Source organism: Rossellomorea marisflavi (assembly GCF_009806575.1).
Taxonomy (GTDB): Bacteria; Bacillota; Bacilli; order Bacillales; family Bacillaceae_B; genus Rossellomorea; species Rossellomorea marisflavi_A.
On sequence record NZ_CP047095.1, the window covers coordinates 737947 to 762867 of the forward strand.

The 24921-nt window shown below is 46.7% G+C and carries 28 protein-coding genes; 20 read left to right on the forward strand and 8 right to left on the reverse strand.

Annotated elements, in window-relative coordinates; all coding sequences use genetic code 11:
- Window positions 1–10: 10 nt before the first annotated feature.
- Both D5E69_RS03845 and D5E69_RS03850 read right to left on the reverse strand, forming a co-directional pair.
- Window positions 11–1036, reverse strand: a complete 1026-nt coding sequence (locus D5E69_RS03845; protein WP_048016049.1) for an ABC transporter permease subunit — start codon at window positions 1034–1036, stop codon at window positions 11–13.
- Window positions 1029–1916: an ABC transporter permease subunit gene (locus tag D5E69_RS03850; RefSeq protein WP_082139800.1), complete on the reverse strand. Its 888-nt coding sequence runs from the start codon at window positions 1914–1916 to the stop codon at window positions 1029–1031. The genes D5E69_RS03845 and D5E69_RS03850 overlap by 8 nt, the downstream gene beginning before the upstream one ends.
- A gap of 191 nt (window positions 1917–2107) precedes the next feature.
- On the opposite strand from D5E69_RS03850, the gene D5E69_RS03855 reads away from it, so the two are divergent.
- Window positions 2108–2719 carry a hypothetical protein gene (locus tag D5E69_RS03855; RefSeq protein WP_159129220.1) on the forward strand — a complete coding sequence of 204 codons (612 nt, stop codon included), beginning with the start codon at window positions 2108–2110 and terminating at the stop codon, window positions 2717–2719.
- 100 nt (window positions 2720–2819) lie between these two features.
- Here the strand turns inward: D5E69_RS03855 and pdxR are convergent, their stop codons facing one another.
- Entirely contained in the window at window positions 2820–4220 is a 1401-nt protein-coding gene (gene pdxR, locus D5E69_RS03860; protein WP_159129221.1) for a MocR-like pyridoxine biosynthesis transcription factor PdxR, read from the reverse strand.
- A gap of 96 nt (window positions 4221–4316) precedes the next feature.
- Between pdxR and D5E69_RS03865 the strand changes: the two genes are divergently transcribed.
- The 10 genes from D5E69_RS03865 to D5E69_RS03910 all read left to right on the forward strand — a co-directional run bounded on the left by D5E69_RS03865 (window position 4317) and on the right by D5E69_RS03910 (window position 11056).
- On the forward strand, window positions 4317–5213 hold the full coding sequence (locus D5E69_RS03865; RefSeq protein ID WP_159129222.1) for a DMT family transporter: 897 nt from the start codon (window positions 4317–4319) through the stop codon (window positions 5211–5213).
- Window positions 5198–5626, forward strand: a complete 429-nt coding sequence (locus D5E69_RS03870) for a GNAT family N-acetyltransferase (protein ID WP_048012317.1) — start codon at window positions 5198–5200, stop codon at window positions 5624–5626. The genes D5E69_RS03865 and D5E69_RS03870 overlap by 16 nt, the downstream gene beginning before the upstream one ends.
- 103 nt (window positions 5627–5729) lie before the next feature.
- The gene (locus tag D5E69_RS03875) at window positions 5730–6149 is read left to right on the forward strand and encodes a hypothetical protein (RefSeq protein ID WP_159129223.1); all 420 of its coding nucleotides are present in this window, start codon (window positions 5730–5732) and stop codon (window positions 6147–6149) included.
- 12 nt (window positions 6150–6161) lie between these two features.
- Entirely contained in the window at window positions 6162–7019 is an 858-nt protein-coding gene (locus D5E69_RS03880) for a GNAT family N-acetyltransferase (RefSeq protein WP_159129224.1), read from the forward strand.
- A gap of 94 nt (window positions 7020–7113) precedes the next feature.
- Entirely contained in the window at window positions 7114–7638 is a 525-nt protein-coding gene (locus D5E69_RS03885; protein WP_249931551.1) for an RNA polymerase sigma factor, read from the forward strand.
- Window positions 7628–8308, forward strand: coding sequence for an anti-sigma factor family protein (locus D5E69_RS03890; protein WP_159129225.1), 681 nt, complete (start codon window positions 7628–7630; stop codon window positions 8306–8308). The genes D5E69_RS03885 and D5E69_RS03890 overlap by 11 nt, the downstream gene beginning before the upstream one ends.
- Window positions 8309–8386: 78 nt before the next feature.
- On the forward strand, window positions 8387–8896 hold the full coding sequence (locus D5E69_RS03895; RefSeq protein ID WP_159129226.1) for a hypothetical protein: 510 nt from the start codon (window positions 8387–8389) through the stop codon (window positions 8894–8896).
- Window positions 8897–8954: 58 nt separating this feature from the next.
- Complete coding sequence (locus D5E69_RS03900) at window positions 8955–9386, forward strand: GNAT family N-acetyltransferase (protein ID WP_159130319.1); 432 nt, start codon at window positions 8955–8957, stop codon at window positions 9384–9386.
- A 93-nt stretch (window positions 9387–9479) separates the two neighbouring features.
- A complete protein-coding gene (locus tag D5E69_RS03905; protein WP_159129227.1) occupies window positions 9480–9980 on the forward strand; it encodes an immunity protein YezG family protein in 501 nt (166 codons plus the stop codon).
- Between the two features lie 185 nt (window positions 9981–10165).
- A complete protein-coding gene (locus D5E69_RS03910) occupies window positions 10166–11056 on the forward strand; it encodes a hypothetical protein (RefSeq protein WP_159129228.1) in 891 nt (296 codons plus the stop codon).
- Between the two features lie 3 nt (window positions 11057–11059).
- Here the strand turns inward: D5E69_RS03910 and D5E69_RS03915 are convergent, their stop codons facing one another.
- Window positions 11060–11371: a hypothetical protein gene (locus D5E69_RS03915; RefSeq protein ID WP_159129229.1), complete on the reverse strand. Its 312-nt coding sequence runs from the start codon at window positions 11369–11371 to the stop codon at window positions 11060–11062.
- Between the two features lie 332 nt (window positions 11372–11703).
- On the opposite strand from D5E69_RS03915, the gene D5E69_RS03920 reads away from it, so the two are divergent.
- The 7 genes from D5E69_RS03920 to D5E69_RS03950 all read left to right on the forward strand — a co-directional run bounded on the left by D5E69_RS03920 (window position 11704) and on the right by D5E69_RS03950 (window position 20348).
- A complete protein-coding gene (locus tag D5E69_RS03920; protein ID WP_159129230.1) occupies window positions 11704–12672 on the forward strand; it encodes a LacI family DNA-binding transcriptional regulator in 969 nt (322 codons plus the stop codon).
- Between the two features lie 138 nt (window positions 12673–12810).
- Window positions 12811–14115, forward strand: a complete 1305-nt coding sequence (locus D5E69_RS03925) for an ABC transporter substrate-binding protein (RefSeq protein ID WP_159129231.1) — start codon at window positions 12811–12813, stop codon at window positions 14113–14115.
- A 68-nt stretch (window positions 14116–14183) separates the two neighbouring features.
- Complete coding sequence (locus tag D5E69_RS03930) at window positions 14184–15074, forward strand: carbohydrate ABC transporter permease (RefSeq protein WP_213085578.1); 891 nt, start codon at window positions 14184–14186, stop codon at window positions 15072–15074.
- A gap of 2 nt (window positions 15075–15076) precedes the next feature.
- The gene (locus D5E69_RS03935; RefSeq protein ID WP_159129233.1) at window positions 15077–15913 is read left to right on the forward strand and encodes a carbohydrate ABC transporter permease; all 837 of its coding nucleotides are present in this window, start codon (window positions 15077–15079) and stop codon (window positions 15911–15913) included.
- A gap of 20 nt (window positions 15914–15933) precedes the next feature.
- Entirely contained in the window at window positions 15934–18144 is a 2211-nt protein-coding gene (locus D5E69_RS03940) for a glycoside hydrolase family 32 protein (protein WP_159129234.1), read from the forward strand.
- Entirely contained in the window at window positions 18134–19630 is a 1497-nt protein-coding gene (locus tag D5E69_RS03945; protein ID WP_159129235.1) for a glycoside hydrolase family 32 protein, read from the forward strand. The genes D5E69_RS03940 and D5E69_RS03945 overlap by 11 nt, the downstream gene beginning before the upstream one ends.
- Before the next feature lie 127 nt (window positions 19631–19757).
- A complete protein-coding gene (locus D5E69_RS03950) occupies window positions 19758–20348 on the forward strand; it encodes an HD domain-containing protein (protein WP_159129236.1) in 591 nt (196 codons plus the stop codon).
- A gap of 165 nt (window positions 20349–20513) precedes the next feature.
- On the opposite strand, the gene D5E69_RS03955 is transcribed toward D5E69_RS03950, so the two are convergent.
- The 4 genes from D5E69_RS03955 to D5E69_RS03970 all read right to left on the reverse strand — a co-directional run bounded on the left by D5E69_RS03955 (window position 20514) and on the right by D5E69_RS03970 (window position 23284).
- Window positions 20514–21146, reverse strand: a complete 633-nt coding sequence (locus D5E69_RS03955) for an NAD(P)-dependent oxidoreductase (protein ID WP_159129237.1) — start codon at window positions 21144–21146, stop codon at window positions 20514–20516.
- A 141-nt stretch (window positions 21147–21287) separates the two neighbouring features.
- Window positions 21288–21692 (reverse strand): Rrf2 family transcriptional regulator, encoded by a 405-nt coding sequence (locus D5E69_RS03960; protein ID WP_159129238.1) that lies wholly within the window; start codon window positions 21690–21692, stop codon window positions 21288–21290.
- Between the two features lie 58 nt (window positions 21693–21750).
- Window positions 21751–22926: an MFS transporter gene (locus D5E69_RS03965; RefSeq protein ID WP_159129239.1), complete on the reverse strand. Its 1176-nt coding sequence runs from the start codon at window positions 22924–22926 to the stop codon at window positions 21751–21753.
- A gap of 67 nt (window positions 22927–22993) precedes the next feature.
- Complete coding sequence (locus D5E69_RS03970) at window positions 22994–23284, reverse strand: ArsR/SmtB family transcription factor (protein ID WP_063191023.1); 291 nt, start codon at window positions 23282–23284, stop codon at window positions 22994–22996.
- A 129-nt stretch (window positions 23285–23413) separates the two neighbouring features.
- Here D5E69_RS03970 and D5E69_RS03975 point away from each other — a divergent pair, with 129 nt between their 5' ends.
- Window positions 23414–23662 (forward strand): YesK family protein, encoded by a 249-nt coding sequence (locus tag D5E69_RS03975; protein ID WP_159129240.1) that lies wholly within the window; start codon window positions 23414–23416, stop codon window positions 23660–23662.
- Between the two features lie 175 nt (window positions 23663–23837).
- On the forward strand, window positions 23838–24887 hold the full coding sequence (locus tag D5E69_RS03980) for an extracellular solute-binding protein (protein WP_249931552.1): 1050 nt from the start codon (window positions 23838–23840) through the stop codon (window positions 24885–24887).
- Window positions 24888–24921: the final 34 nt, after the last annotated feature.

Genomic DNA, 24921 nt, shown 5'->3' on the forward strand with positions numbered 1-24921 from the left:
GGTTCTGTTTTTAAACACTCTTTTTTTCAAGCCTGATCATATCAAAATCCTGCTGAGAATAGGTTTTGCCTGGTTTGACACGTTTGTCTACTTTTTTCTTCCTTCCTTGGCCTTCTTCATTCGTTTCGAGAAGCATCCTTTTCAGGTTCGAGCTGATCGTGTTGAATAGGAAGATCAGGATCGCAAAGAAGAGGAGCGGTGCCACCAGGAGCCATGGGGTGACGAAGATGGCGTTGGTGTTCATGCTGATCATGGATGCCCATTCATAATTGACGTTGAAGTAGAGCGGTTCGGAGTCTTCTCCTCCCGGTAGATACCGGAGGCCGCCAAGGGTCAGGGTCAGAATGCCGAGCTGGATGAGCAGGGCAAGGGTCTGGGAGATCTGCTCTGAGAACAGAACGATGGAGTGCCGCAGGAATTGTGGCCACAGGTGGGTCCGGATCAGGTGCCGGTTGGTCCCTCCGAGTGTCCGGGATGCCTCGATGAATTCGTTGTGCATGAACAGTTTCATTTCTTCCCCCATATAGATGCCGAGGGATGGAATGATCACGATCGCGATGGCAATCACCTGGATGATGATATAGGTGTTGGATTCAAGTGCCGCCGACTGATACGCCTGATCCACGTAGTGCAGAAGGGCATACACGATGATGACGAGCGGGATGAATTGGAACACTTCGGCAAGTCCTTTCACATGTTTCAACACGACTTTTGGAAGGAAAGTATAGATCAGACCCGAGATGAAACCGAAGACCATCCTGAGGAATGCGATGGCGATGGTCGCCAGGATGGTGTATTTTGCACCGGCAATCAGGAGCGAGAACAGGTTCAGGCCGGTTTTTTCACTTCCGAGCGGTGGCATTTCAAGCGGTGAGTAGGGTGGAGCAGCATAAATCTTCCCAGAAGCATCCTTCAAGTATTTCACCGTGTCCTCGTCGAACCCTGGATTGAGGATAGGCAGGAGGAAACTGGCCAGTATGAGGAGGGCGATAACGGAAAGCGGCAGGTAGAGACCGAGTATCCATTTTTTATTCAACAGTCGTCCCCTCCTTTAACCAGGTTTTCAAACAAAGTGAGCCGAGTGCATAAATCGCGTAGAACGGCAGGACAAGCAGGACCATCCCCACCAGGAAGGCGGGGGGAGAAGCGGTGGAAGCAAACAGCAGGGCTTTCATGAAGCCATGGATGTTGAACAGGAGTTCGATGATCAATAGATTTGAGAGCATGAGAAGGAACACAGGCTTGGAGTGATAGAAGAAATGGATCCATACGTTCCGGAAGAGATGAACCCATAGCGTATAAGACTTTGAGAATCCTTTGGAATACGAGAACTCGATATACGGCTTGGACTCTTCCTCCCGCAGCTGGAAGATGAAGTTCTTGATGAGGTAGGTTATGGGCAAAATCGCAAGACAGACGATGGGCAAGACGTAAATCCGGTCCTCCCCGAGGGTGTAGATATCGAAGAGAAGAAATCCAGTCCTCTTAAAGAGCCAGATAATGAAAAGCTGAAGCAGGACGACGATGAACACATCCGGCAAGGCATCAAGTCCATCCAGAAAACGGCTGACGATCCGGCCCGCCTTCCGCGGAAGCAACATGAAGCAGTAGCTGAGCACAATGGCGACGACAATCGCCAAAAGAAAGGCACCAAGCAAAATCAGGAAGGAGTACCCGTAAGACTCGGCAAACACTTCCGTTACAGGATACGTTCTATCGGATTCCCCCCAAGGGATGCGGAGAGTCGAGAAGTCCCCGATCTGCGTGAGCGTCGTCTTCATGGACAAAACGAAGTTGTCCAGATTGATCACCAGTTCATGGTCATACTGCAACATGGCGCTCACACTGCTGACCAACAAGAAACCTATGAAAATAAAAAAGGTGTAGAGAAGCCCTGACGATATCTTTTTCATCATTTCCCCCTTATCTTTTTCTTTAATCTAAATATTCTGAATTTAATTGACAATCTTTTGGTAACATACTACCATTAAATTGTAATTAAGGAAATTGTTTATAGATAATTTTTTCATAAATGATTCCAGATTCCTCGAAAAGGTGGGAAATGATGAGAAGTAAACGGCTGGTTTTAACGATTCTCATATTGTGTATGCTTGTTATTTTGGCAGGATGCAGGGTGGTGGCGTTTGAGGGACTGAAGGAGAAGGGACCTAAGAACAATGAAGTGCGTAAGCCAAAAGCGGTGATGGTGGACCTTAATCCTACATTGATGCTGTCTAAACGAAGAATGATCATCCGGGGGGAAACCACACTTACGGAAGGGACCATCGTGACTATACAGCTGAGACCTTTCGATCCTAAGGACAATTATATGAGTATTGTGAATGGTGGTGCGGAACCTACAGATGAAGTAAAGGTAAAAGAAGATGTAGAGGTGGATAGTCAGGGGCAATTTGGCCCCGTAGTTTTTTTGCGAAGCGTTCCTGAACTCGAGGAAAGGTTCCGGTTGGAAGCCATCATTGATCCACGTAACCAAAATAAGAAAGTGCAGGAGCTCCTTGGCTCATCTGGAGAACGCATCAAAGATAGTAGGGGGATGAATACCGTAACAGAGGAGGAACAAGAAATCATAGTGATTCGGAAATATACAGACCTCATGACCTATGAAGAGAGTGGGGGAACGATTGATCCCAGACCCTTTGTTGCCGGGGAAAAAGGAGAGGAAATCTCTCCCACGGGAGGACCAAATCTTAAGAACTAATTTCCTAATCGGAGACATAGTACAAAAAGGTTCTATCTCTAAAAGTAGAGATAGAACCTCTTTGTATGGAGAAAAAGCTCAAGAACGAAAGCGGTTCTTCTTATTCTGGTGGCCTTTCCCACGTCCGACTCAACCGCGCCACTCCCTCCACAATCTCCTCCTCCGTCAGCTTCCCCAGCCCAAGTTGCAGGTGAGGGTACCGGGGCTGTACCTCCACAAAATACTTCGAACATCCATATACGCCAACGTCATGTTTGCGTGCTCTTTCAATCAATTCCTTCTCGGTCTGATCGGTCTTCACTTCAACCACGACAAAGATCCCCGAATGCTCGCCCTTGATATCAATATCGGTTTGGAATGCCTGTCGAAGCTCCCTCACCAATACGTTCATCCGATTTCGATATAAAGCCTTCAATTTCCGGAGGTGTGGATACCAGTGTCCATCCTTCATGAAACGGGCCAGTGTCTTCTGATGGATGGGGGAAGCGGATTGTTCGAATAGCCCTGCGTTTTCCCGGTACAGCGCCAGCAAGCTTGGCGGCAGGACCATATAGCTGATCCTGATCGAGGGAAGAAGGGCTTTTGAGAAGGTTCCCATGAAGATGGTGCGTCCGCTATGGTCCATGCTTTGAAGAGAGGGGACAGGCTGGTGGATGTAGCGGAATTCGCTGTCGTAGTCATCCTCGATGATGTAGCCGTCGACCTCATGTGCCCAGCGGAGGAGATCGAGCCTCTGATTCACGGGCATGGTCACGCCTGTCGGGTAGTGGTGGGTCGGCGTGGTATAGAGAAGGGTGGCAGGTGACTGCCTGAGTTCCCCTGTATGGATGCCTGACGATGTGACTGGGATGGGATGAACCTCAAACCCCATGAGGGAGAAGAGGTTTCTGGACAGGTCGTACCCCGGATCCTCCACGGCAATCACATGGTGGGACCTCAACATCAGGAGAAGCATGAGGAGCAACGACTTCGTGCCTGCGCCTATGATGATCTGGTCCGCAGCTGCCTGCACGCCCCGAGATTGAAATAGATAGTTCTCCAGTTCCCGTCTGAGCTCCATGTCCCCCTGCTTGTCGCCATAGGAGTACAGGGAAGGGTCATTCATGATTTTATTGGAATAGCGCCGCCACTTGGCGAGGGGGAAGCTGTCCTGATCCACCGTCCCGGTACGGAAGTCGACGTGGTGCCTGTTGGTTGGAACCACAGGGTCAGCAGTATCCGGAATCCGTTCATAGGCAAATACGCTATCTGACATTTTGGCTTCCACAAAGAAGCCTTTTTTATGTTCACTGCGGACGTATCCCTCTGAAAGAAGCTGCTCATAAGCGAGCTGCGTGGTGTTCCGGCTCACATCAAGCTGACGGGCAAGCTCCCTGATGGAAGGAAGCCTGGTTCCGTGCGGAAGTTTTCCTGAGGCGATCTGCGTGCGGATATACTGATATACCTGATGATACATGGGGATCTGGCTATTTCGTTCAATGGAAAAAATCAATTCGGCCATGAGAGTCTCCTAATCTGTCATTTATGTTTAGTGTAAACTGTATCTTTTTGAAATGACAGATGTTTTGGATAATGGGGGTGTAAGAGGAGGATATCTATGATTCGAATGTATTATTGGTTTTGTACGTTGGTGTGGGGATTGAATTTCATCGCTGTCAAAATCCAGGGGGACCTTGTCGCGCCGGAGCTATCGCTGTTTTATCGGCTGGCGCTCACCTGTCTGATGTTCGGAGCCCTTCTTCTATGGAGACAGCCGGATAAACCGTTGGGAGGTGGGCGCAGGGTGACGGTCTTGCTGTTCGGGGTGTGCAATTTTGCCCTGAGCTATCTTTGTGTTTACTACGGAACGCTGCAAAGCTCCGCGGCCGTAGTAACGATGATCTTCTCCCTGAAGGTCGTATTCACTCCACTGGCTCTTGCCATTGTTGGGAGGGAATCTGTATCGGGTCGGATTGCCGTGGGTGGCGCAATGGGGATCGGGGCGGTGTTCGTCCTGTTGTATCCGACGCTTGTCCACCATCCGGAATCCCTGTCGATGAGTGGCTTGGGGCTCGCTCTTGCGGGGACCATCATCACATCCATCGGCGATGTGTGCTCTGCCATCAATGCCGACAGGGGAGTCGACCCGGTCTACGCCAATGCGTTCGGGTTCCTTGTGGCAGGCGCCGTGATAGGAGGATTTGTATGGGGCAAAGGGGTTCCCTTATCCCTGCCGCCCTCCATTCACTATTGGTCTTCACTCCTGTACCTATCCGTATGCGCGTCATTCTTTGCCTGGCTGTTTTATTTGAAACTGATCAAGGAGATCGGCGGGGCGAGAAGCGGATACATGGTGGCCCTGTTTCCTGCGATTGGAGGGATTGCATCGGTCATGATCGGTGAATCTCCCCTGACCCCGTACCTTGTGATCGGATGCAGTTTGTCATGTGCAGGTGCCTTTATGGCGTTAAAAGGAAAACATATGAAGGAGGAACAAACATGGATATCAACATAAGGGAACTTCACACTGTGGAAGAATGGACGCACTCATTTGAGGTGATGAAGGCATTGAGGACAGATCTGACGCTAGAGAGCTATCTGAGTCTTAGACAGGTCATGACCCAGGAGGGCTATCAGCTATTCGGTCTCTATGCAGAAGGTGAGCTTGTCTGTCTTGCGGGAATCAAGCTTTGCACCAATTTTTACAATGGTCGTCACGTGTTCATCTATGACCTGGTCACCCGTCCCGATCACCGGTCCCACGGCTACGGGGAGAGACTGCTCACGTACATCCATGACTATGGGCGTGAACAGGGAGCAGCATTGGTGGCGTTGGAATCAGGGGTGAAGAGGAAGGATGCTCACCGCTTTTATGAAGAGAGAATGGGATATACAAGGCGGAGTTATTCATTTAGGAAAGAGATATGATCAAGTTTCAAAGGAATGTGAGGAAATGTGTCGAACTGTATAATTAAGTAAAAAATGGTGATTGGAAGCATATCTTTATTGAAAACGGAAACGGGGTGGAGAGGTGAAAAAGCTCATACTCATCTTTTTCCTATTTAACACATGGATCCTGAGCGGTTGCGGTGATCGTGAAGGAGAATTGTGGGTGTGGGAAACAGTTCAATTCGAGGAAACATCGTACCCTACTTATATGAAGATCAACTTCGAACTCCGACATCCTAAAAAGGAGGCCACCCTGGATTCTGTCCAGGTGAATCATATGGAGACGGCGAGAGCCTATATCATCAACGATGAAGGAAAGAACTGGCCTGAGAGTTATGAAAGAACAAAACTTGCTGACCTCCCGTATACCATCAAGAGCGGAGAGCGCTACTCCATTGTCCTAGTATCGGAAGGGGAAGGGTTCAGTGAGTTGGAACAGGCTGATTTTCATTTTAAGATAGGATCAAAAGAGGTTACCCATGTGTACGAAACCAATCCTTAGGGGTGTGTGCTGATGCAAAAGTTCCTCGAAGCTATTTCAACTTTCATTGCCCTTGCCAACCAAAAAGCTGAACACCACGTAGGTTATTGTGGGGATATGCAGGAAGAGATCCTCCACACACTTTCTCATGAATTTTCAGACCTTCCGGCAAGAGAATCCTTTGCTGCCAAACATGAAAACGGCACCATCATCGGGGTGCTGGGGGCGGATGTTGATCTGGGGGACGGAACAGCAGAGCTTTGGGGTCCGTTTGTAAAAGAAGGACAGCCAGTTGAGCTTGCTTTGGAACTGTGGGAGGACCTTACAATGCGGTTAGGTGACAAGGCCCACACCTACTATGGGTTCTATAATGCACAGAATACCCTGGCGAGGAATTTCATGTGTAGGGTGGAAGCCTGTAAGGGAAGTCAGCACTTGATCATGCATGCCTCAAAGCAAAAAGGTGTGAAGGTTGATTCCAGGGTCTACGAATTGAGTCCGGAAAGGCATGCGTCCTTCATCAAACTGCATGACGAAGCGTTTCCGGAAACGTACATGAGCGGTCTCGATATTCTCAAACGCCTTGATCACGAGCATAAAGTGTTCGCAGTGGAATCGGAAGCCGGAATAAAGGGATACGCCTATGTGAAGGGCAAACCCACTTATAATGAAGGAACGATTGAATTCATCGCAGTCGATCCGGCTGAAAGGCAACAAGGGATCGGGACGGCTCTGACGAAGACGGCCCTGGCATTTTTGCAAGACGAGCTTGGAATCCAAACGGTCAGCATGACGGTGGATGCTGGGCATGAGCAGGCCATTCGTCTTTATGGGAGAGCAGGGTTTGAGGTAGTTCACCGGATGGAGTACTACGTGGTGCGGGTGACATAAATGGAACCGAGAAGGATCACTCCAGTGAGTGATTCTTTTTATGTGCGAAAAAAATTCAGCAAGATGTGTAACGAATCGGTGTGATCTTGGATACATGAAGGAGCAGGCAAAAAGGGGGGACATGGTGGAACGGGAGGACATTTACGGAAACTACGCAGATTTTATTTATCGGTACATCATGACGCTGACACATAATAGCCATGCAGCAGAGGAATTGACCCAGGAAACATTCTATCAAGCGATGAAGTCGCTTGATTCGTTTGATGAAGGCAAGTCGAAGTTGTCGACCTGGTTATGCGCAATTGCCCGCAATGTATGGCTTCAGGAAGTCAACCGGGAGAAGAAGCGGATACGCTTGGCAGACAGGCTGAAAGTGGAGGAGGCCGGCTTCCATCATGTGGAGGAGGAACTCCTTAAGGGAGAGGCAAAGGTCGAATTCTTCAAGCGGGTACGGGGGCTGGATGAGAAGAAGCGTGAAATCCTCTATCTCAGACTTCTGGGAGAGTTATCGTTCAAGGAAATCGGGACCGTCTTCGGTGAATCGGAAAATTGGGCGCGCGTCACCTTTTATCGGGCGAAACAAGAGATGAGAAAGGGAGTGAAACGAGATGAATCATGAGGTATTCAAGGATCTTGTGCCGAACTATTTGGAACACTTGACGAGCGATGAGACCCGGCGACTGATGGAGGCCCATATGGAATCATGCCCTGAGTGCAGGGAGTACCTGGAGGACATGAGGGAAGAGGGTATGGGCCGTCAGGTTGAACAGCGCACCGCCGAACGAAAGCAGATTGATTATCTTAAGACGGTACGATCGAAAAATAAGAAGAGGATCATCGTGGTGATTGCATCCATGCTGGGTTTGTTCGTGATTTTGGCAGTGGTGAACCATATCCTGTTTGTCTCAATGTGGATTGCGGATCAGGGGAATGTTGACACCACTATCCAGAAGGATCGGTCAAGCATCACCATGACCTTTAAGTCAAAAAAAGATGACCGCTACCTCCTTGCAATACAAAATGAACTGAATCAGCCTTATACAGATGAGATCATCATCTATGAAAGCTGGGATCTTATCCCGCCACCGTCTTGGCTTCCATATGGTGAGATTTCTGATCAATTCAGAGATGGGGTTTCTGTCACGTATACATTCGCCGACAAAGATACCCTGATCCTCAACGACGGAAAGAAGATTAAACTGACGGATGACGATAAGGTCACAGTCCGTTATGACGGTCGAACAGAGGAGATTCGATTGAAGGATCTGTTTAACGGGAAGAAGGAATGACGTTTTGAAACATGTAATGTAAATAATTACTTTTATGGTAATTTTAAAAGAAAGGATTTTGATGGAGGAGGCGCCTAGATGAAAAGGATATCGGCCTTATGTTTGTTCCTACTGCTCATGCTGTCAGCCTGCAGCACCCAAACCCTGGAGCAATCCATGAAGGAAGTCGATTCTACCAATCTTTCAGACGAATCCATCGGTGGACTGAAAGTGGGCACTTTTCTCCGGGAAGAGCCGGGATTCAAGGGGTATGAATCAAACGGTGAATACGACAGGAATTACAATCAGTATACAAACGGAAAGCTTGATGTAAGTGTGGATAAGGAGACGGATGAAATCCTTGCTGTCGGGGTGATCAAAGGTGGAACGGGTTCAACGACAGCTCATATCGGGCTGGGTTCTTCACTCGACGAAGTCACTTCGGCCTATGGTGAGGATTATTTTTCATATACAGATTCAAACCAGGGAATGCAAGAGATCGGGTACGTGGATCATGAGAACAATCTCCTGTTATCTTTCGTGCATGTCGATAATAAAGTGACAGGCATGAGCCTGGGGTATGCATTTGATCGACTCATTTGGGAGTGAGAAGGAAACGGAGCGGGTGTGTCGAATAACATAGATGAGCAAGTGAGGAGGAAGAATGGTGAAGACATACAAATTGGAGCAACGCACACCCACCTTGCAAGAATATACACGTCTGTGTGATTCCGTCGGCTGGACGGATTTTATGAATTACGATGCAGCGGAAACGTCTCTGGTGAACTCATTGTTCTCTGTGGTCATCATGGACCATGAACAGGCAATCGGAATGGGGAGGATCATCGGGGACGGAGCGATCTATTTTTACATACAGGATATCGTCGTACACCCTGATCATCAGGGGAAGGGCCTTGGGCAGGAGATCATGGGCAGCCTCGTCGGCTACTTGAAGGATCATGCGCCTGATAAGGCATTTGTCGGATTGTTTGCATCCGGTGGAAAAGAATCGTTTTACGAGAAGTATGATTTCATGGATCATTCCCCGAACATGACTGGGATGTTTACGGTGGTGTTGAAGGATGGGCAGGGAGAGTAAGCCTGAATGAAAGACTTTTCACTTATAAGTTGATAAAAGCGAAGAGCATCCGTGATGCTCTTCGCTTTCATTTTAAGAAGGGGGAGCGGGGCATTGAAACTCGAGTCCTATTATTCAAGGATTGCACAGATGATTTCGGAGATGATTGTGGAGGAATGGACTGAAGTGAAAGTGTTTGTAGAAGATGACGGTCTTAAGTTTTTCTTTTTCTACTATCTATCCGAAGAAACAAAAGAGTGGATAAGTGGTTCTGACATTGTTGAACGATTCGATATGAACGAGGAATATCATGAACAGTTTGAAGACGAATTGTCATTTTGCATCAGTGACTTTAAAAAGGAGTATGAAACGGAATTTGGTGACGCTTGGACATGCTTTCAAATGAGTTTTTTACCTGATGGTAGGTTTGACGTCTCATATTATTATGAAAAAAACCCCTTTGGTCCAATTGTCACAGGGATTGCCTGGGAATATGAACACTTGGGAATAAAACAGGGGAATGATCCGTTTTATCAAAAGTTGTTAAAGGAATATCTGGATTCTAAGGCTCAAGGAAAATCATATCCGTTTTTGAGTCCCATTAAGCTGAGGTGATGGGTAGATAATGACAACTGATCGAAGCGTCCGTGCAAAATGAAATGGATTTTGGAATCCTCAATCAGGCCACGCATAATGAAATTTTATAATTCCATAAAAAGGATTTCGGAGATTCCTGTCGAATAATGACAAATGGAATTTAATATCCATATGCGAATATATGAAAAGGATGATTGGTGTATATGAAAAGCTACAGTTGGATGATATCCGCCATCCTTGCTGCCATGGTGGTAGCGGGTTGCGGCAAGGAAGAAAAGGCTCAGACCGAGGATAAACCGGAAGTAAAGCAGGAACAAAAGCGGAAGGAGAACCAGTCGGAGCCTGTTGAGGCTGAGGATGAAGAAACCACATCGGATGAGAGTGCGACGGCTGAACAGGAGGAAAAAAGAGAAGACGAGGAAGCCACTTCTGATGGAGTAGAAGAAGCGACCCTCGACATTTCCGGTTCCTGGGTGGCAAAGGGGAAGGACGATGGAGTGAAGAGTAAATGGTTCTTTAACGATGGCGAGCTTGCGGTGAACGAAAAGTACGAGTATGTTTATAAGGTTGAGAAGTATAAGGATCGCCACGGCTATACGGTGGTGAAGATCATACGTGATGATAACGAAATGACTGCTTTGCTGTTGAAAGGTGAGGGAGATTCCTTGGAAGCCCTGACGTTAGAGGACGATTCGTTCGATCAGTACTTTGCAGACGGCACAGTGCCTGATGGCCAGGTGATCGAGTTCCAGCGAGACGGCGCTGCCTGGGATAGTATGGACGAAGCCGTGGACCTGTGGGAATTGGTCCATAAGAACAAAGCAAACGAGGTTTCCAAAAATATTTTCTGGGAGAACTATGAGCGTGATCTATGGGAAGTGGTGGAGGAAGGCACCTCAGGTGATACCATGCTTCTGCATTTCAGCAATATCAGCGGAGCGGGAGGGAGTTTCACCAAGTTTGTGAGCCACGGCGATCGTGTTGAAATCACGGAATACAACGGCAATGCGTCCTACCCTCAAAATCCTTCTGTCCGCTATACGGTCGAGCGGGCTGACGGGAAAGTGATTGAGATGGAAAATCTGACGCAGTGATTCTTAAGGTGCAAAAGGAGTCTGCCCGGTGACCAAGAGGACGATGATCAGGATCCAGTAAAAGATAAAGGAAAGGGAAAGAAATAAACCGATGACGGAGAGAGTCTTTTTCTCCGTTTTTTTGAGGAGTCCAACAATCGAGATGATGCTCCCAATGACCATCAGGCTGAGGGTGATGGAATCCCCAATGGTAGAACCGGTATTGGCTACCCGTGTCGGGGTGACGAACACGAGGAAGAAGGATGTTACGCCGATGATGAGGGAAAGCCAGCTGATGAAGCCATACGTTTTTGGTGAAGGGGCTTGTGTTTCCATTTTGGTCACTTCCTTTAAAAGAGAGTGTGTTGGAATGATTATAACATATTTTGGTAAAAACACATGAAAATATATAGAAAAGGGGGAGGAAAGGCATCATGAGCCTCGTACACCTACCCAAAAGCAGAAAATGGAGGTGCGGCACAGCATAAATCCCTTTGGCATGAGCATCAGGCAATGAGATCTTTAAAGGCATATGACTCCGTGACGGTGAGCACACTTTATATCATCGACTTTGGAATAATGAAAATAATTACCCGGAACTACCTGAGTATATACATCTATAGAGAAACGTTTCCACATATGATATGCTTGTGGGTGAGGTGATAGAATTGGCAACGATTAAAGATGTAGCGAAATTGGCCGGTGTCGGCATCGGGACAGCTTCGCGTGTGATCAATAAATCCGGATATGCTAGTGAAGAGACGGTGAAAAAGGTTGAAGATGCCATTCAGAAGCTTGGGTATGTTCCAAATGAAACGGCCAGGGCCTTTGTTGCCCAGGACAGTAAGCTTGTAGCATTATTCCTTCCGTCCATCCACCATGCATTTTTCTCAGAACTTGCTTTCTATATCGAAGATGAGCTGGATAAGAGAGGATATCGACTGGTCCTCTGTAATTCAACGGGTAAAATCGATAAAGAAATCAGGTACATCAATATGTTGAAGCAAAATAAGGTTTCGGGGATCATTGGGATTTCGTATAACCGCATCGAAGAAGAAATTACGAGTTCCATGCCGCTGGTGTTTGTCGATCGGCATATTGGTGACATTCCTTATGTTTCAAGTGATAACTATGGTGGTGGGAAAATGGCGTTTCGGATCTTGCGTGATTCCGGATGCACCAAGCCAGCTTTCATCGGGACTTACTCTAAAACCATTGTGACAGAAGTGGAAAAAAGAAGGAGTGGATTTCAGGATGGAGCGGCTGAAAGTGGCATAGATCCTGTTATATTCATCGAACAGGATCCGATTAAGAATCAAACAGCCTTTCTCCATCAATTCCTGAAGAAGCATCCGGACGTCGACGGGGTGCTGGTAGAAAATGATATGATGGCTATGGAATTGGTTCAAATTGCACGTGAGAAGGGGATCAACATTCCAGAAGAACTTTCAGTCATCGGATACGATGGACTTCAGACTTATGCTACGTTCGCGCCGCGTTTATCAACCATCAGACAGCCTGTAGAGCTGATGGGGAGGAGCCTTGTAGACCTTGTCATCAAACGGATGAAAGGAATTCAAGTGACGCCGGCCGTCCATCCTGTAGAATACTTAAACGGAGAGACAACAAAATCGTAAAAAAAATGATTGACTGAAAAGAAAGCGTTTACTATACTAAACGTATAGATGGAAACATTTCCATATGACAGAACGGGGCCTTGCCCTTTTCTTATTAATCTTTGTGGAAACATTTCCATACTGTGAGGAGGGATAGGGATGAAGAAATCGATCGGTCTTATTGTTTTTACAGTATTGCTTTTAGTATGTACGGCATGTTCTTCTTCTACGGGTGGTCAAAAAGCAAAAGATGGAAAGAAAGAATTGAAAGTGTGGGTTCATGTCCCGGCTGAAGAGCAAGAGGGGAAAAACTACGACGAGAGAGCTAAAGAATTTGAAGAAAAGCACAAAGATGTAAAGGTAACAGTGGAACACATCGTAAAGACAGGCGAAGGCAGCGGATATAATGATCGTCTCAACGCAGCCATCACCACTGGAGATCTCCCGGATGTCATCACACTTGAAAGTGTATATGCTGCATCATATGCGGATTCGGAATTGTTGCTTCCTTTGAATGAGCATTTGGATCAAGGGACAATTGATTCCTATCTCGACACCATCGTGGAAGCAGGAAGCGTAGGGGATAATCTATATGCTCTTCAATCGTTCGACCTTTCATCACCGGTTTTCTATAATGTCGATTTATTCAAGAAGGCTGGCATCGACATTCCGGCAGATGAAAATGGTAACTGGACATTGGACCAGGCGTGGAGCTTTGAGGAGTTTTTGAGTAATGCGGAAAAGCTTAAGAAGTATATGAAGGAAGAGCCTGTTCATATGTTCCCGGACAACAGCGGCTGGCAGATGTATGCCCATTCCCCGCTCATTTTCTCTAATGGAGGAAAGCTTGTAGGGGATGATGGCCTTGAAACAAAAGGATATCTTGACAGTGAAGAAACCATTGGCGCCTTCAAGTTCATGGAAACGATGTTCAGGAAAGGCTATGTATCCCCGACTGCGAGAGAAAATGCATTTGCCCTTGAGAAAGCGGCCATCAGTTTTGAAGGACCGTGGATGATCGATGTGTTCAAAAAGGATTATCCTGATCTGAATTGGTCACTGATGCCTTACCCGTATGGCAAGAAGGGTGAGCAGTCTGCTCCTCATGGAAGCTGGTACGTTGCGGCAACGAATAACACGGAATATCCGGATTTAGCTGCTGAGTTGGTCGCACATATGACCAATGAAGAGAGTGCCAAAGCGATGGAAGAGGCTTCAGGCCTTATCCCAGGTCATAAAGAACTGTTGGAATCTTCTAAGCTTTACAATGAGTATCCGAGGAAATTAATGCTTGATCAACTGGTCGAAACGAATCATGTCAAACCGAAATCTCCAATTTTCCCGGTTCTCGAGGATGTCCTGGGGGATATTGTTGAAGGGATCGCCCTGGAGAACGGATCAGTTGAAGATCTGGTGGACGATGCAATCGAAAAAGCAGATCGAGAGAGTGCAAGATTCAAGTAATTGAAAAATAATAAAATAGAAAGTGTACGGAGTATCGTGCACTTTCTGTTCTATTAAGGAGCAGCGATATGGTCAAGAGAAGTGATACTAAACAATTACTCCCATTCATCTTCAGCGGGAAGTTCCTATTTTTATTGCCAGCCCTCGCTTTAATCAGCATATTTGTTATTTATCCATTATGTCTTGCGGTATGGTACTCCTTCACCGACTATTATCTTTTAAAGCCAAATGATGTTTCCTTTGTAGGGCTCGATAATTACTTGGAAATCAAAGATGATAAGTATGCCAAGCAAGCATTCTTCAACTCTACAAAATATGTCATTTACATCGTACCTCTTCAGGTTGCCCTTTCCCTTTTTCTGGCGATTTTGATTGCCAAGAAATCAAGAGTGAATACGTTCTTCAGGACGGCCTTCTTCTCACCTTATATCTTATCCATCATTGTCGTATCCCTTCTTTGGAAAAACATCCTCGATCCCAAGACGGGGATTGTCAACATGCTACTGGCTGAGCTTGGGTTTGCTAAACAGGAATTCTTTTCAGATCCTGCCCTTGCCCTTCCGACGATTTCGTTCATTATACTCTGGCAGGGGATCAGTTTTCAGGTGCTCATCATCATGGCCGCATTGCAGGATATCCCGTCCGCTCTTTATGAAGCGGCTGACCTTGAAGGGGCAAATGGATGGCAAAAGTTCAGATATATCACCGTTCCGAGTATAAAGGGTCAGCTGGTGTTTGTGTTGATCGTTGTGACCACGGGAACATTTAAAATCATCATCGAACCGCTCGTTTTAACCAATGGAGGCCCTCAGGGCAGTACGTCCAGCATTCTTTTGTATATGTTCGAGCAGGGAACGCGATACAGGCAGATCGGATACTCAAGCGCCATCACCGTCGTATTTGCACTGATCCTGATTCTGATCGCATTTATTCAACGTAAGCTGGTCAAGGAGGAGTAGGTATGAAGGCATTTATGAAAGGGTTGAAGATCCTCCTACTGGTGGGTTTTACACTGCTATTTGTATTCCCCACCGTTTGGATGTTCGTCAATAGTACAAAATCTGTTGCTGATATCACGAATGAACTGGGCACGATCCAAAGCTTTCTTCCCCATTTGGGGCAAGTGGATACTTGGTTGGATCCTTATAAAGAATTGTTCAGCAGATTTAATTTCTCGGTTCATTTTTTAAACAGCGTCTTTTACAGTTTTGTCATCGTTGCAGGGAGCCTGTTCGTCAATTCATTGGCTGGATATGCCCTTGCCTGCTTCAATGTACCGTTTAAGAAATATGTCACCGGACTGTTGATCATTTTGATCATTTTTCCTTTTCAATCCGTCCTTATCCAGATCTTCATCATTATCAATGAAATGAAATTGATCAATACCGTATGGGGATTAGCCCTACCGCATATCGGAAGCGCCTTTAATATCTTTTTGTTTATGGTGTTCTTCAAAAAAATCCCGAATGAGCTGAGGGAATCGGCCTTTATGGACGGAGCGTCAGAGTGGCAGATTTTCACGAGAATCGTCGTGCCGATTTCCAAGCCGATTTTCATGACGATTGGAATTCTCGTATTCGTGGGTTCTTGGAATGACTACGTATGGCCGCTCATGATTTTCACGGAAACGGAGAAGTATCCTCTGTCGGTCGCGGTCAATATCATGAATGAGACGAAGCCGGTCTTCCTGAACCAAGTCATGGCGGGCTTAACGGTTACGACCATCCCGATTCTTCTTGTGTATATATTCGGGCAGAAATACATCATGCCGCAGAACACATCTTCAGGGATTAAATAATTCATCAATAGAGGTGGAAGATGAAGCAACTTTATCAGATTGACTTTAGTGAAGGAAAGGGAAACACGGTGTGGGAATGTGTACGGGAGAAAAATCTTCACGTCCATTATGTGTTCAACGAAGCTAAATATAAAGCAAGTGTAGCACCAAGATGGATTCGTTCATCCATTTTAAGGTATGCCTTGGATTTTGACGGATATTCTACTTGGATTGAGGATGAAGGCATTATCCATAATGCCTCATTCACGATTTCGATCATTCTGGCCCCACGATGCTTTGAAGCATGCCACGGGGAGGTCGCAACAGCACTGATTGATCAGTTGGATCGTGATGCCAAAACAGGGTTCGCCCTTGGATTATTTGAGCACGGAATTGTGCAGCTTGAGATCGGGAACGGAGAAGAGATTCAGCTGATCAGGACGGATAAATCATTACGATTAGCAGCTTGGTCCCAGGTGTCAGCAGTTTACGATGAAGATCAACAGCGAATAGCCATCTTTATAAATGGAGTAAGAGAGACAGAGATGACGGCAACCTTTGCACCTTCCGAGACCTCTTTATCCATCGGGAAAAGCAGTGCGCCATTCAAGATTGGGAACTATTTTAGCGGCGGTATGTTTTCAGGAGTAATTGATTCCATCTGCATGCTGGGTGAGGCACTGGGAGACGATGCGATCTGGAAAGAGGCGAGTGCAGTAAATAGTCTGACCCTTGTGAGCAGGGATATTGAGCTGGATGAAGCCAGACTCCTGGATGATCCCCACCGCCCCCAATTTCACGCGATTCCTCCACAGCATTGGATGAATGAACCTCATGCCCCTTTCTATTATCAGGGGAAGTATCATCTTTTCTATCAGAAAAATGCATCGGGCCCCTACTTCTCACATCTCCATTGGGGTCATTGGACGAGTGACGACATGGTGTTCTGGGAAAATGAACCCACCGCATTGATTCCTGAAAAAAAGGTTTCTCCATCGGGCGTTTGGTCGGGATCGGCGACAATCGGTCCGGATGGCAGCCCCCTCCTTTTTTATACGTCAGCGGATTTTTCCAAGACGTACAATCAAGGCGTGGGCGTGGCAAAGCCAAAAGACGTTCATGATGGAAGATTGTTAGAGTGGGATTTAGGGGAAAACGTGGTCATAGAACAGACAGTTGATCAGGGGATCCCATCGCAGTTCAGGGACCCTTTCGTGTGGAAGGATGAAGATGAGGATCAGTGGTACCTCATTAATGGTGGTGGAATCGAGGATCAGGGACCTGTTGCCTGGCTATATACATCCAATGACTGTAGAGATTGGACGTTTAAAGGCGAATTTTTCTCTGTCGACCACAAGGAATACCCTCACCTGGGGACGAACTGGGAGCTTCCGGTATTCCTGCCGATATCCGATGAAAAAGGCAATCGGAAGTTCGTGTTTCTTTTCATGAGTTATTTTCACTCAGGTCCAAGTCAACAAGTGGACACGTATTATTACATTGGAGAGTTCCATCGGGGTTCACATACGTTCATACCAGATACTCCTACTCCCCGGCTCCTTGATTATGGGAGATTCAAGTTCAGCGGTCCCAGTGGATTTGTCGATCCTGTAAGCGGGAAATCCGTGGTGTTCTCCATACTGCAAGGTAATCGAACGGAACAGGAGGAATACGATTCAGGCTGGGCACATAATGCTGGTCTTCCCATTGAACTTTCCCTTCATGAAGGGGAGCTCATCGTAAGACCGCTTGAGAATCTCCAATCCCTCAGAGCGCGGCTTCTTGTGGATGAAGTGAATCAATCGATAAAGTCCATTAACCAGAAGCTTGAGTCGCTCCGTCATAAGATGATTGAAGTACTGGTGGAATTTGAAGAAACGGATGAGAAGGTCGGTGTTGAGCTGAAAAAAGATCCCGAGGGGTTAGAAGTGACCCGGTTGCTCTTTGATCCATCCGCAGCAGTGGTGAGTATGGATAGGCGCAACACATGTCTGGATAAGGACGGGGATTGGCACGGAGGGGAAGTGGTGGTTGAGGGAGGACTGCGCGTCCACCTTTTTGTCGACCATTCAGCCATTGAATGTTTCATCCAGAATAAAAGAATGATCTCTACCAGGGCTTATCCGAGTTTACCTGAGAGTGACCATATCTCTTTGATCGGTAGGGATGAAACACGTATTGCATCCATAAAAGTATATGAACTCAAATCCATTTGGAAACCAAAAGAAGCGGGTGAAGACAATGACCATTGATATAGATATCAACCAAACGTATCGACATCAGTACCATCTTATGCCGGAAAGGGGCTGGATGAATGATCCGAATGGATTTTCATATTTTAAAGGGTCCTACCATCTATTCTATCAACACTATCCATACGATACCCAATGGGGGCCGATGCACTGGGCACATGCTATCAGCACAGACCTCATTACATGGAACCATCTTCCGGTGGCGCTTAGACCAAGTGAGGCTTATGACCGTAACGGCGTGTTCTCTGGATCGGCTCTGCAGGTAGGAGAAGAGCATTGGCTCTATTACACCGGACACGTGGACAGCCATCTTGATGCCCACTATGATAAAGAATTGAAAAAATTCGATCCGGTCAATGAGGTAGAGGGGGAACCTCATATAAGACAGGTCCAATGCCTTGCAAAATCCTCCGATGGACTGACCTATATCAAATATAGCGGCAACCCTGTCATAAACACCGATCAGGTTCCAGTGGGTATCAGGCTGGAGGATTTCAGGGATCCAAAGGTTTGGCAATATGATGGACGCTTTTATATGGTAGTGGGGGCGAAAAGTGAAGGGCATATCGGATATGTATTATTCTACGAATCAGATGATGGCGCGACGTGGACCTATCTGAATAAGCTGACCCTTGGCAGGGAGTATGGCACTGTGTGGGAGTGTCCTGATCTCTTTGAACTGGACGGAAAGTACGTCCTATTGTTTTCTCCCCAGGAAAAATATCGTGTCGGTAACCGATATGAAAACATTCACTCTTCTATGGCATTGATCGGGTCATTCGACCATTCAAGCGGGACGTTCTCAATTGAAAGTGAACAGGAATTGGATCAAGGATTCGATTTTTATGCACCACAGACGCTTTTGACCCCGGATGGGAAAAGGATCATGATGGCATGGATGAAAATGTGGGATATGAATGATCCCCTGCATAAACAGGGACATGGCTGGAATGGCTCTATGACGTTGCCGAGGGAATTATCCCTAAGGAATGGCAACTTAGTCCAGAGCCCAAGTCAAACCATCACGGCGTATCAAAAAAATCGGGTCGATCTAGGTGGCTTTTCCCTGGAAGGAGAATATTCCATCGAATATTTGAACGGCAAAAGCCAACGTATAGATTTGCAGATTGATATGAGAGAGAGCAAGCGTGTAACAGTAAGCTTGTTCAAAGGATTAAGAGACAATCTGAAACTGATCCTGGATCGAGAACGAAACGAGCTCACTCTGGACCGCAGCCACTCTGAGAACCGGATTGAAAACATGGGAACAAAGAATGATTACACCAGAAGTGCCACGGTTGACCTGGCCGGAAAAGTTAAACTTTCCATCTTCTTGGATGTTTCGTCCATGGAGGTTTTTGTGAATGATGGAGAGCGGGTCTTCACGTCTTTGTTCTATCCACATGACCAATCAGATGGGGTGGTACTGTCATCTGAAGGAAGTGTGTTGGTTGAGGGGCTGACGAAGTGGGAGATCGTGCGATGAATTAAAGTATAAAAAAAGAGACTTTGCCACTTTCGGGTGGGCAAAGTCTTTTTATATAGGAGGTTAACTGTACTACATTCAGAAAAGGAGTTATGCTCATTTATAAGATGAAAAGGGGAGTGAGAACATGGAACACCTAAAAGCCATCATGAACCTCATCCACCTATCCCAAAAGCTGAAGATGGAGATGCGGCACAGCTGGCTATCGGATGGACGTCAGGAGAGTGTGGCGGAGCATACGTGGAGGGTATCCCTCATGGCCATTCTCGTGGAACCGCATCTGGACGGATCAGTGGAGATGGAAAAACTGTTGAAGATGATCATCATCCATGACCTAGTGGAGGCGGAAGCGGGGGATGTCCCGGCATTTGATACGATGGGGAATGCGGAGATGAAGGCATTGAAGCAGCAGCGTGAGGAACGGGCAATCGAGAACATCCGGGACATGATTCCGGGAGAAGTAGGACTTGAGCTATACACGCTGTGGCATGAGTTCGAGGCAAAAGAGACGTATGAGGCGAAGGTGGCGAATGCCCTAGACAAGCTCGAGGTGCAGATCCAGCATAATGAGGCCGATCTTTCTACGTGGCTGGATGTCGAGGTGGACATGACCTACGCCATGGGAAGGCATGTGGAGTTTGACAGCTTCCTGACGGAGTTGAAAGATCTCATTGAAAAGGAAGGGCATGAGAAGATTCAAGGGCGTGTAAGGCAGTAATCTCCAAAGGTTGTGCATGTCAGCCTGATTGGAGTTGTCTTCCTTGGTTACATATGTAACCTATCGTTTTTCAGAAAAGAATAACCTAAAGACCATCGGGGTGTTTGGCGTTGATAACGCACAGTAAAAGAAGGCAGGGATCGGCTCCCTGCCTTCTCTTTTTCCTTATTTCGATACAACGGCAAATCGTTCGTTGATATGTTTCGGTTGTTCCACTTCGTCAAGGAGTGCTGCGGCATAGTCGGCATAGCTGATGTAGCTCTGACCTTCTGCGTTGACGATGAAATGATCCTTGCCGGTTTGGTAGGTTCCCGTTTTGGGACCTTCAGGGTCGAAGAAGGCTGCCGGGCTGATGTACGTCCAGTTGAGGCCTTCGGTGTTTTGCAGCTCTTTCAGGCTGAGGCTCGCATTGTAGGCAGTGGCATAATAGGCTTTTGGAAAGTCGGGTGTTTCCAAGAGCTGAACGGTTTTGTCTTCGTCCACAAACAGGCTGCCGGCTCCGCCGATGACAACGAGTCTGGTTTCGGGAGCGTCTTTCAGGGCGTTGGTAAGAACCCTGCCAGCTTCAATGTGGAGATGCTCTTTTCCTTCAGGTGCATTGAAGGCGTTCACGACGACGTCGAATCCTTTCAAGTCTTCTCCTGTCAGATCAAAGAGATCCTTTTCAACGATGTTTACGTTTGCGTTCACTTTTGATGCGCTGCGCACGATGGCGGTCACGTCATGGCCCCGTTGGATGGCTTCCTCTGTAATCAATGATCCTGCTTTTCCTGTTGCTCCGATGATGGCGATGTTCATTTTTATTCCTCCTATTGTTTTGTAACTATTTTTGTTACAGGTTGTTTAAAAATAAATCCCGATTGAGTCGGGTGAATGAGTTGTTCTACATGTAACTATATATGTTACAGGTGAGTCTGTCAACCATGAAAAAATCACCTCTTATTGAAAGAGATGATTCATGATGTCCTTCAGCGTTTGTTCATTCAGTTCATTTTCCATGGCTGCCTGGACGCTTTTGAATGTTTCATCCAGTGTACCTTGGATCCGTTTGCCGACGGGGCATTTCGGATTCGGTTTATCGTGTATTGAGAATAACTCTTTCTCCATATTCACGGCTTTATAGATATCAAGCAAGGTAATGTCCTTGGGATCACGTGTCAGGTTGAAGCCTGGTACTCCGGCTTGGGACGTCAATAGTCCGGCTTTCTTCAGGTCACCGGATAGTCTCCTGATGACGACGGGATTCGTGGTGACGCTCTGGGCGATCTGATCGGACGATTGCTTCGGATCCATCGCCACAAGAGACAGGATATGAATTGCGACCGATAAGCGGGTGTTAATCATGATCTCCCTCCTTCGTAACCATAATAGTTACAAATAGAAGCGTTGTCAAATGGCGCAATCAGGCTTCATTCGTTATGACAGCCTCCTGTCTTTTAAATACACCAGTCTTACTATAGATAAGGAGAGAAAGAATGAACATCCCTACTGCAAAAATCGACACCCCCCAGAAGCCATCGAATTGGGCGAATAAAACTCCGCCTGTCATCGAACCCACTGTCGTTCCAATATACATGGCCGCATTGGACACCGATGAAATCGTTCCACGTGCAGAGGTGGTCAAGCTTTGGAAGATGCTCATGAACACGGGAAAAACAAATCCTGCAACAAGGAAGGCGACAGCGAGAATGATTTCCGCTGTTAAAAGGTTGGTTGATAAAGGCAGGATACCGTAGAGACCGATAAACAAGATGAAGGAGAGCAGTAAGGAACGGGACTGCCCCATTTTTTGGATCAGATGACTTCCAAAGAGGGAACCGATGGCATTCCCCAGACCAATCGCCATCATCGCCGTTCCGACTGAAGCCACGTCAAGTGAGAAATCTTGACTCAACCAAGAGCCGATAAATGAAAAGGCAGCAAAGTTCCCAACCTGAAAGATGAAATAAGCAAGTATGTATGATTTTGCATTCACTGCCATGAACAATGTTTTATACGGTTTCCAAAATGATGCTGATTCGTTTTGTTTTACTGGTGGCAATGATGGGTACACGAGTTGAATGACGATAAGAAGTATGAGTGCCAAGAAAGATAGGAAGTAAAAGGGCATATGCCACGATATGTGGGCAAGGTAGCTGCCGATCGGGATTCCGATCAGTTGGGAAATGGCAAGTCCCGCCGTTGCAAAACCCATCGTCTTCACTATGTGTTGTGGTTGGACAAGAACTGGAATCGATGCCCAAACCTGAGGAGTGACGAACGCGGCACTTACTCCCGCAGCAAACCGAAACAGAAGCATGAAGGAAAACGATGGGGCAACACCGCATAAGAAGGTGGAAATAATAAACCCAATGAAACCCATCAGCATGACCTTCTTACGATCCAAACGGTCTGAAAGGGGCCCAGCGAGAAAGGCGAAAACTGCATAGCCCAGTGCATAAGAGCTAACCATAAATCCCGAAACGTCCGTAGACACTTCATACAGACTGGTCAAGGTGGGAAGCAAAGGCGAAATAAGGAAGGTATCGGTACCAATCACAAACATAATAGAGAAGAATAAGAATGATATGATTTTCATGTGTGTGCTCCTTTGTTTGTCAGTTTTAAAACTATTGAACTGTTAGATGAAAAATATTCCTGGACCCTCATAGTGAGTCCAGGAACCCAGGTAAATACGTAGAGAACGTATCAGGATAAATCTGCACGTATTTGTGCTTGGCTTCTTTACGGGTCGTGGTCAATCCCGCTTCCCTGAGAATCTTAAAGTGATAGGAAGCCGTGGACTTTGTTAACTGAATGCGATCACCCACCTCTCCACAACTCATTTCGTCCCCATGGTTTTTTAGCAACCTCAGAATTTCCAGCCGTGTCGGATCAGCCAATGCCTTAAAAATATCTACTCTGATTTCATCTAGGTTTCTTTGTTCAATAATCATAAAACTATTATACTGTACAGGTGGAATTTGTAAATGGTTTTTTGGAAAGAAAAGGGGTAACAGCAAAAGGAACGTATATAAATAGAATATATAAAAGTCAAAGAGGTGATCCGTTTGCCCCCACTGACAATGGCTATCTTCGGTGTGGTCGCCGCACTCGTCCTGCATGTGATCCTCCGCTATACAAAGCGACACTCCCATGAAGGCTTGATCCTGTTTTTAATCCTGATTTTCCTGTCAGCTGCAGGATGGGTGGTGGGATTTGCAATCGGGGGATGGAGGGGAATGGGGTACAGTGCCCTTGCCATGATGATGTTGGTTGCATCCATGACAGGCCTTGTGACATCGTTCATATTGGCTTTACTGATGAAAGAATGATGGAAACGTCATTCTTTTTTCACATTTTCGGCTAATTGAGAACTTATTTCATTAAAGACATTGACGTTGATTCTCCTCTTGCTTATACTAAGGTAGTGATAATGATTATCACTTGCATCGTTACTAATGAACCACCATATATGACAAACCATTCAGTCTTGGGGAGGAAATCAACATGATGAAGCTTCATACATATGCGAAGAAGGCAGCAGTGGCGGCAGCGTCCGTCATGGTCGTCGGTGCGTTGGCGGCTTGTGGGAACGGCGGCGATAACGCGAAGGACGGCGATAAGGAAAAAGCGTTGACCATCTACAGCGGTCAGCACACGGAAGTGACCGAAGCGTTGACGAAGGAATTCACGAAGGAAACCGGCATCAAGGTCGATGTTCGTGAAGGTTCCAGCAATGAATTGGCTCATCAGGTGGCAGAAGAAGGGGACAAGTCTCCTGCCGATATCATCTTCACGGAAGAAACGGCTCCACTCGTCATGCTGAGCGAGAAGGGACTTCTTGAGAAGATCGATTCCAAAGCACTTGATAACATGGACGACCAATACGAAGATCCGGACGGCACATGGGTCGGATTGCTTGCCCGCTCACGCGTAGTGGCGTACAATCCGAATGTGGTGAAAGAAAGCGAACTGCCTAAGACGGTATTCGACTTCGCCAAGCCTGAATGGAAAGATAAAGTAGCCTACGTACCGACTAGCGGTGCGTTCACCAACCAGATCTCCGCCATGATCATGCTTTATGGTGAAGACGAAACGAAACAATGGTTGGAAGGCTTGAAGAAATACGGCAAGCAATATAAGAACAACAAGATCGCCCTTGATGCAGTAGAAAAAGGCGATGTAGGCGCAGCCCTCATCAACAACTACTACTGGGATAATGAAGCCAAAGAAAAAGGCGCAGACAAGATGAACTCCAAGCTCTATTACTTCGGTAACGGGGATATCGGGGATATGATCTCCCTATCCGGAGCAGGGATCGTCAAGTCAAGCTCTCATAAAGAAGAAGCACAGAAATTCATGGAATTTGCAACGGAAGAAAAAGGACAGCAGGTATTGACGGATACAAGTTCACAGTATCCATTGAACTCAAGCGTGGACACGAAGGACATGAAGCCTTTCTCAGAATTGAATCCGCCGAAAGAAGCACTTGACCTCGGTGAATATTCTGATGGTGAGCAGGCATTGGAACTCCTACAAGAAGTAGGGTTGCTCTAATGCCCCTGACCGGCATATGGAGGAAGAAGGAGCC

Coding starts and splice junctions, on each gene's coding strand:
- D5E69_RS03850 (WP_082139800.1), bottom strand. CDS start 1,916: ATGATGAAAAAGATATCGTCAGGGCTTCTCTACACCTTTTTTATTTTC.
- D5E69_RS03855 (WP_159129220.1), top strand. CDS start 2,108: ATGCTTGTTATTTTGGCAGGATGCAGGGTGGTGGCGTTTGAGGGACTG.
- pdxR (WP_159129221.1), bottom strand. CDS start 4,220: ATGGCCGAATTGATTTTTTCCATTGAACGAAATAGCCAGATCCCCATG.
- D5E69_RS03865 (WP_159129222.1), top strand. CDS start 4,317: ATGATTCGAATGTATTATTGGTTTTGTACGTTGGTGTGGGGATTGAAT.
- D5E69_RS03870 (WP_048012317.1), top strand. CDS start 5,198: ATGGATATCAACATAAGGGAACTTCACACTGTGGAAGAATGGACGCAC.
- D5E69_RS03880 (WP_159129224.1), top strand. CDS start 6,162: ATGCAAAAGTTCCTCGAAGCTATTTCAACTTTCATTGCCCTTGCCAAC.
- D5E69_RS03885 (WP_249931551.1), top strand. CDS start 7,114: ATGAAGGAGCAGGCAAAAAGGGGGGACATGGTGGAACGGGAGGACATT.
- D5E69_RS03890 (WP_159129225.1), top strand. CDS start 7,628: ATGAATCATGAGGTATTCAAGGATCTTGTGCCGAACTATTTGGAACAC.
- D5E69_RS03895 (WP_159129226.1), top strand. CDS start 8,387: ATGAAAAGGATATCGGCCTTATGTTTGTTCCTACTGCTCATGCTGTCA.
- D5E69_RS03910 (WP_159129228.1), top strand. CDS start 10,166: ATGAAAAGCTACAGTTGGATGATATCCGCCATCCTTGCTGCCATGGTG.
- D5E69_RS03915 (WP_159129229.1), bottom strand. CDS start 11,371: ATGGAAACACAAGCCCCTTCACCAAAAACGTATGGCTTCATCAGCTGG.
- D5E69_RS03925 (WP_159129231.1), top strand. CDS start 12,811: ATGAAGAAATCGATCGGTCTTATTGTTTTTACAGTATTGCTTTTAGTA.
- D5E69_RS03930 (WP_213085578.1), top strand. CDS start 14,184: ATGGTCAAGAGAAGTGATACTAAACAATTACTCCCATTCATCTTCAGC.
- D5E69_RS03935 (WP_159129233.1), top strand. CDS start 15,077: ATGAAGGCATTTATGAAAGGGTTGAAGATCCTCCTACTGGTGGGTTTT.
- D5E69_RS03940 (WP_159129234.1), top strand. CDS start 15,934: ATGAAGCAACTTTATCAGATTGACTTTAGTGAAGGAAAGGGAAACACG.
- D5E69_RS03945 (WP_159129235.1), top strand. CDS start 18,134: ATGACCATTGATATAGATATCAACCAAACGTATCGACATCAGTACCAT.
- D5E69_RS03950 (WP_159129236.1), top strand. CDS start 19,758: ATGGAACACCTAAAAGCCATCATGAACCTCATCCACCTATCCCAAAAG.
- D5E69_RS03955 (WP_159129237.1), bottom strand. CDS start 21,146: ATGAACATCGCCATCATCGGAGCAACAGGAAAAGCAGGATCATTGATT.
- D5E69_RS03960 (WP_159129238.1), bottom strand. CDS start 21,692: ATGATTAACACCCGCTTATCGGTCGCAATTCATATCCTGTCTCTTGTG.
- D5E69_RS03965 (WP_159129239.1), bottom strand. CDS start 22,926: ATGAAAATCATATCATTCTTATTCTTCTCTATTATGTTTGTGATTGGT.
- D5E69_RS03970 (WP_063191023.1), bottom strand. CDS start 23,284: ATGATTATTGAACAAAGAAACCTAGATGAAATCAGAGTAGATATTTTT.
- D5E69_RS03975 (WP_159129240.1), top strand. CDS start 23,414: ATGGCTATCTTCGGTGTGGTCGCCGCACTCGTCCTGCATGTGATCCTC.
- D5E69_RS03980 (WP_249931552.1), top strand. CDS start 23,838: ATGATGAAGCTTCATACATATGCGAAGAAGGCAGCAGTGGCGGCAGCG.